7 protein-coding genes and 1 pseudogene are annotated in these 6,048 nt (G+C 68.7%); 3 read left to right on the plus strand and 5 right to left on the minus strand.

Annotation, left to right across the window (positions count from 1 at the left end; genetic code table 11):
- The 3 genes from VNW74_RS08645 to VNW74_RS08655 form a co-directional block, all read right to left on the minus strand.
- Positions 1-298, minus strand: a 298-nt coding sequence (locus tag VNW74_RS08645) for a methyltransferase domain-containing protein (RefSeq protein WP_325676187.1), incomplete at its 3' end; no start/stop codon positions are given.
- A gap of 37 nt (positions 299-335) precedes the next feature.
- Positions 336-854: a hypothetical protein gene (locus VNW74_RS08650; RefSeq protein WP_325676188.1), complete on the minus strand. Its 519-nt coding sequence runs from the start codon at positions 852-854 to the stop codon at positions 336-338.
- Positions 854-1,423 (minus strand): class I SAM-dependent methyltransferase, encoded by a 570-nt coding sequence (locus VNW74_RS08655; protein WP_325676189.1) that lies wholly within the window; start codon positions 1,421-1,423, stop codon positions 854-856. The genes VNW74_RS08650 and VNW74_RS08655 overlap by 1 nt, the downstream gene beginning before the upstream one ends.
- A gap of 107 nt (positions 1,424-1,530) precedes the next feature.
- Between VNW74_RS08655 and VNW74_RS08660 the strand changes: the two genes are divergently transcribed.
- On the plus strand, positions 1,531-2,919 hold the full coding sequence (locus VNW74_RS08660; RefSeq protein ID WP_325676193.1) for a DNA polymerase IV: 1,389 nt from the start codon (positions 1,531-1,533) through the stop codon (positions 2,917-2,919).
- Here VNW74_RS08660 and VNW74_RS08665 read toward each other — a convergent pair.
- Positions 2,884-3,804: an asparaginase gene (locus tag VNW74_RS08665; RefSeq protein WP_325676190.1), complete on the minus strand. Its 921-nt coding sequence runs from the start codon at positions 3,802-3,804 to the stop codon at positions 2,884-2,886. The genes VNW74_RS08660 and VNW74_RS08665 overlap by 36 nt on opposite strands.
- A gap of 42 nt (positions 3,805-3,846) precedes the next feature.
- Between VNW74_RS08665 and lspA the strand changes: the two are divergent.
- Positions 3,847-4,425, plus strand: a pseudogene (lspA, locus tag VNW74_RS08670) (signal peptidase II); the annotation flags it as partial.
- Between the two features lie 200 nt (positions 4,426-4,625).
- Positions 4,626-5,552 (plus strand): RluA family pseudouridine synthase, encoded by a 927-nt coding sequence (locus VNW74_RS08675; protein ID WP_325676192.1) that lies wholly within the window; start codon positions 4,626-4,628, stop codon positions 5,550-5,552.
- Between the two features lie 2 nt (positions 5,553-5,554).
- On the opposite strand, the gene VNW74_RS08680 is transcribed toward VNW74_RS08675, so the two are convergent.
- Positions 5,555-6,048 (minus strand): hypothetical protein (locus tag VNW74_RS08680; RefSeq protein ID WP_414686631.1); only part of this gene is annotated, 494 nt, incomplete at its 5' end.

Here is a 6,048-nt window from a genome sequence, read left to right on the forward strand (position 1 = left end):
CCTCGATCCCGCTCCGCCTGGCAACCTCGGCCATCCGCGCGTCCGGGTCGACGCCGAGCACCGTGCACCCGGCCTCCCGGTACTGCCGTGCCCCGATGCCGGTGCCGCAGCCGACATCCAGGAACTCGATGCCGGGGCTGGCGGCGATGACACGCTGTATGAGTGCGTCGGGATAGCGGGGCCGTGCCCGGTCGTACCGGTCGGCGTCAACTCCGAAGGACTCCGCTACCTGCCGAAGCCGGTGCGGCTGCCGCTCAGGAGAATTCCAGGGGTCAGTCGACGGTTCAGAAGAAAACACGGTGCGCCTCCGTCCTAGCCTTGACCACTCGTGGTGTTCAGCGGACCGACCCCAGCGCCCGGCGCAGGTGCGGCCAGAGTGGCATGCCGGCAACGATCGTGCCGCCGGCTGCGATAAGGCCGACGGCGGCGTCGACGCTCTCGCGGCCGTCGGTCGACCAGTAAACGTCCTCGAGGTCAAGCAGCAGAGCCAGCTCGTCGACGATCATCGCGTTCGCCGACCCGAAGGCGATCGCGGCCATGGGGTGGCGTCGCTGCCGCTCTGTTCCACGTAGGCCCACCGCTGCCACCGTCGCCAACAAGGCGATACCGAGGTTGTAGTGATGGAAGTGCTTGCCGCCCATCGTTATACCGCCACCCGATGGCCCATGCCCGGCACGGATCCAGTGGGTGAGCCCCCGCAGGCCGACGAAGGTGACGGTGAACGCCGCCCAGGCCAGTACCGTGGCCTGTTCGCCGGGTTCGAGCCGTGCGCGCCATTCGTCGCGAACCCGCGCCCACCATCGCTTGTTCGGTTGGCCCGGAGGCGTCGAGCCCCGGCCCGTCTCGGCTTCCATCAGCCGGCCTTGGTTGCGTGCCAGCGCAGCCTGCGCTGGTTGTCGTCGACGAACACATCGTCAAAGCCGATGCGCCGCAACCGCTCCGGCAGCGTGTCCGGCGACACCGGATTGCAGGTGTCGCGGAAATGCAAGATGCGGAACAGGGTCGACGCCGCGCTGTCGCTGCCGGCAAAGACGCCGCCGGGCCGCAACACCCGGAACACCTCGGCGAACAACCGGTCCTGCAATGCCGGCGTCGGAACATGATGCAGCATCGTGAAACACACCACTGAGCTGAACTCCTCGGACGGCAGGCCGCTGTCGGTGCCGTCGCCGTTGATGATCCGGGCCCGGTCGCCGTATGCGCCCTTTAGCCGATCCGCCATGGTCGGGTCGATTTCGACGGCGGTGTAGTGCGGGGCTTTGTCGATCAGCACCCGGATGTTGGCGCCGTAGCCTGGCCCGATCTCCAGCACGTTGTCGCCCAAGTCGACGCCGCCGAGGACCCATGGCAGCAGCCCGTCCTCGACAGCCTTGAAGTAGCGGTTCGAGCTGCAGCACAGCCGGTGGCACAAGTTCATCGCCATGGAATCAGACGCTAGCCCAGCGACGATGCGGGGTGCGTAGCGCCCCGAGAAGCACCTGGGCAATCTGGGCTAGCGCAATAGCATCGGAGATTGTGGACTCCCGGTGGGTGCTGCACCTCGACATGGACGCGTTCTTCGCGTCCGTCGAGCAGCTGACCAGGCCCACGTTGCGGGGCCGCCCGGTGCTGGTCGGCGGTCTGGGCGGCCGGGGCGTGGTGGCCGGCGCGAGCTACGAATCCCGGGTGTTCGGGGCCCGTTCGGCCATGCCGATGCACCAGGCACGCCGGTTGATCGGCGTGACGGCGGTGGTGCTGCCGCCGCGTGGCGTGGTCTACGGAGTCGCCAGCCGTCGGGTCTTCGACACCGTGCGCGCGGTGGTGCCGGTCGTCGAACAGCTCTCCTTCGATGAGGCGTTCGGGGAGCCGCCGGAGCTGGTCGGCGCATCGACGAACGAGGTCGAGCAGTTCTGCGAGGACTTGCGACGACGGGTGCGCGACGAAACCGGGCTGGTGGCCTCGGTCGGCGCCGGCTCGGGCAAGCAGATCGCCAAGATCGCCTCGGGCATGGCCAAACCCGACGGAGTCCGGGTGGTCGGGCGCGCTGACGAGAAACCGTTACTGGGCGGCCTTCCGGTGCGCAGGCTCTGGGGCATCGGGCCGGTGGCCGACGAGAAGCTGCATCGGCTGGGCATTGACACGATCGGGCAGTTGGCCGCGCTGAGCGAAGCCGAGGTGGCCAGCATCCTGGGTGCGACGATCGGGCCTGCGCTGCACCGGTTGGCCCGTGGGGTCGACGACCGCCCGGTTGCCGAGCGTGCCGAAGCCAAGCAGATCAGCGCGGAATCCACCTTCGCGGCGGATTTGACGAGCTTGGAGCAGTTACGCGAGGCGATCGAATCGATCGCCGAGCATGCTCATCAACGTCTGCTGCGCGACGGCCGCGGCGCCCGCACCGTCACGGTGAAGCTGAAGAAATCCGACATGAGCACGCTGACTCGCTCGGCGACGCTGCCCTATGCGACGACCGAGGCCGCCGCGCTGACCGCGATGGCTCGGCGGTTGTTGCTCGATCCCCAGGAGATCGGCCCGATTCGGCTCCTGGGCGTGGGATTCTCGGGTTTGAGCGACGTGCGACAGGAGTCGCTGTTTCCCGACTTGGAGCTGTCTGAGCCGGAGTCGGAGCATTCCGTGGAGACGGCGACCGCGGCCATGTTCGGCCCGGATTCGGAACCCTCGCCGTGGCGGGTGGGTGACGATGTGACACACCCCGACTTGGGGCACGGGTGGGTGCAAGGCGCCGGCCACGGCGTGGTCACGGTGCGGTTCGAAACCCGCAGCTCGGGACCGGGCCCGGCCCGCACGTTTTCTGCTGGTCCATCCGGTACCGGCGCCATCGTGGCGGCGAATCCGATCGACAGCCTGGACTGGCCGGACTACGTCGCCGCGCTGACCGAGAACGCCTCAGCGCAGGCGGTCGATGACGTCGTGCAGCGGTAGCTGCGCCGCCAGCGCGGCCATGACCAGCACCCGGGCCTGACTCGGGGGCAGCCGCGACACCATCACCGCGCCCGCGTCGGCGAGGTCACGGCCCGGGCCGTAATCGGGGGTGGCCCGTCCACCCGGGACCCGGGTGGACACCGCTACCAGCACTCCGTCGCTGCAATGTCGCCGTACTCCGTCGATGACCGCGGCCCCGGCATTGCCCGCACCCAGTGATTCCAGCACGATGCCGCGGGCACCGGCGGCCACACAGGCATCCATCGCTACGGCGTCACTCCCCGGGTAGGCCGCGACGATGTCGACCCGCGGGGCTGTCGCCGCGCTCAGCTCGCCGAGGAATGCGCGCCGCTTGGGCCAGTTCAGCACCACGCCATCGGCGATAGTGCCCAGCAGCTGGCCGGCGAAGCCGTCCTGGGTTGCCACCTTGCGAAGACCCAACGGCCCTAGCACGCGACCGGCAAAGCACACCAGCACACCGAGGTCGCGAGCAGCGGGGTCCGACGCCACCGTGAGCGCGTCGCGCAGATTTGCCGGCCCGTCGGCGTCGGGTGCATCGGCGCTGCGCAACGCGCCGGTAATCACCACCGGAATCGCGCCCGCATAGGTGAGGTCCAGCCACAACGCCGTCTCCTCGAGGGTGTCGGTGCCGTGCGTCACGACCACGCCCTCGGCGCCGCCGGCCGCCGCGGCCCGGGTCGCCGCGCCGATCACATCCCAGTCGGCCGGGGTCAGCTGCGAGCTGTCCAGCGACATCACATCGACGACGTCGACGTTCAGGCCGGCGGTCAACTGCGCGCCGCCGCGCGTCGGCCGTCGCACCCCCGCTGCGTCAGTGGTAGTGGCGATCGTCCCACCGGTGGCGATCACGGTGAGGCGGCTCATGCTGAAATCATCCCCCACATCCGTGTAGTGGATGATGTAGGAGTGACTGACCAACCAACGGGATCGGCCGAGCCGGGGACTGCGGACCCGACGGTAGGGGAGGCCGAAGCTCCCGCGCCGCGACGGCGTCTGCGCCTGCTGCTGGGGGTCGCTGCGGTCGTGCTGGCGCTGGACATCGTCACCAAGGTGCTGGCGGTCAAACTGCTTATTCCCGGCCAGCCGGTGCCGATCATCGGTGACACCGTGACCTGGACGCTGGTCCGCAATTCCGGCGCCGCGTTTTCGATGGCCACCGGATACACCTGGATGCTGACGCTGATCGCGACCGGTGTCGTGGTCGGAATCTTCTGGATGGGACGGCGGCTGGTGTCGCCGTGGTGGGCCATCGGCCTGGGGATGATCCTGGGCGGTGCGATGGGAAACCTGGTCGACCGGTTCTTCCGTTCGCCGGGCCCATTGCAGGGACATGTCGTCGACTTCTTGTCGATCGGCTGGTGGCCGGTGTTCAACGTCGCCGACCCTTCGGTGGTCGGGGGAGCGATCCTGCTGGTCACGCTGTCGGCAATGGGCTACGACTTCGACACCGTCGGCCGTCGCCGCGCCGGCGACGATGCAGTGGGGGCACCCCCAGCCGCGCAGCGGCGAGGGGGACGAAGCGATGCCCAGGAGCGGCGCCTCGTGAAGGCGGACGACGCGATCGATGTCGCCGACGCCACCGGGGACACCCAGACGCCGGACGAGCCGGCCAAAGCCGTCGACGGCGATGAGCCGCAGGACGGCACCGTTGGCCGGTCCACGGCCGACCAACGGTAGCGGCGCTGGTGACCGACCGGTCGATGCCGGTGCCCGAGGGTCTGGCGGGTATGCGTGTCGACGCCGGGCTGTCCCGGCTGCTGGGCCTGTCCCGCACCGCCGCGGCGGCGCTGGCCGAACACGGTGGTGTCGAGTTGGACGGGGTGCCGGCCGGTAAGTCGGATCGTCTGGCCGCCGGGGCGTGGCTGCAGGTGCGACTGCCCGAGCCGCCGGCGCCGTTGGAGAACACGCCCGTCGACATCGAGGGGATGACGATTCTGTACTCCGACGACGACATCGTCGCGGTCGACAAGCCGGCCGGGGTGGCCGCGCACGCATCGGTGGGCTGGACGGGGCCGACGGTGCTCGGCGGGCTGGCTGCCGCCGGTTACCGGATCACCACCTCCGGGGTGCACGAGCGGCAGGGCATCGTGCAGCGCCTCGACGTCGGCACTTCCGGAGTCATGGTGGTCGCGATCTCCGAGCGGGCCTACACCGTGCTCAAGCGGGCGTTCAAGCAGCGGACGGTCGACAAGCGCTACCACGCGCTGGTCCAAGGACACCCGGATCCGTCCAGCGGCACGATCGACGCGCCGATCGGCCGCCACCGCGGCCACGACTGGAAATTCGCCGTCACCACTGACGGCCGCCATAGCCTCACCCATTACGACACCGTCGAAGCCTTCGTCGCCGCGAGCCTGCTCGACGTGCATCTGGAAACCGGCCGCACACACCAGATTCGGGTGCACTTCGCGGCGCTGCATCACCCCTGCTGCGGCGACCTAACCTACGGCGCTAACCCGAAGCTTGCGAAGAAGCTTGGGCTGGAACGCCAATGGCTGCACGCCCGTTCTTTGGCGTTCACGCATCCCGCCGACGGAAGGCAGATGGAGATCGTCAGCCCCTACCCGCCGGATCTGCAGCATGCGTTGGACGTGTTGCGGGCCGAGGGCTGACGTTACTTTCGCACTCGGCGCGGATAGCTCTTCGCCTCGTCGACCCATTCTTGTTCGATCCGGCCGATCTCCAACGACAGCAGTGCCACAGTCGGGTTGTCGCAGTTGACTTCAAGAGCGGTGCGGTATTTGGCGGCTTCGCCAGTGCTGGGCAGGTGCGGCCGCAGACCCTCGAACCACTCGTCGCCGACGACGTTGGGCGCGTCGCCATCGCGGGACCCGGCAGCCCATCGGCGATAGGTATCTCGGGCATTCGCCAAGCCGGATCGCCAGCTTTGGACCGAGTCGTGCCGCCGAGAATGCATGGTGGCAATCATCTCGTGCTTGTGCTCAGAGCTTGCCGCTAGCCGCGGCAACCAGGTGTCGCCCACCAATCTCACGACCCCCAACATGCCCGCCGTCGACGCACCCGCGACCAGACCCATCAGACCCATTCCCGCCATGCTCATGCCGTTGATCGTTGCACGCGCCAGACAGTTGTGATGCGTTGTCGATT

The organism is Mycobacterium sp. (assembly GCF_035570115.1).
GTDB lineage: Bacteria > Actinomycetota > Actinomycetes > Mycobacteriales > Mycobacteriaceae > Mycobacterium.

Bases quoted from the DNA above. Each gene is read 5' to 3' on its own strand.
- VNW74_RS08655 (WP_325676189.1), bottom strand. From the start codon at position 1,423: ATGGCGATGAACTTGTGCCACCGGCTGTGCTGCAGCTCGAACCGCTAC.
- VNW74_RS08650 (WP_325676188.1), bottom strand. From the start codon at position 854: ATGGAAGCCGAGACGGGCCGGGGCTCGACGCCTCCGGGCCAACCGAAC.
- VNW74_RS08665 (WP_325676190.1), bottom strand. From the start codon at position 3,804: ATGAGCCGCCTCACCGTGATCGCCACCGGTGGGACGATCGCCACTACC.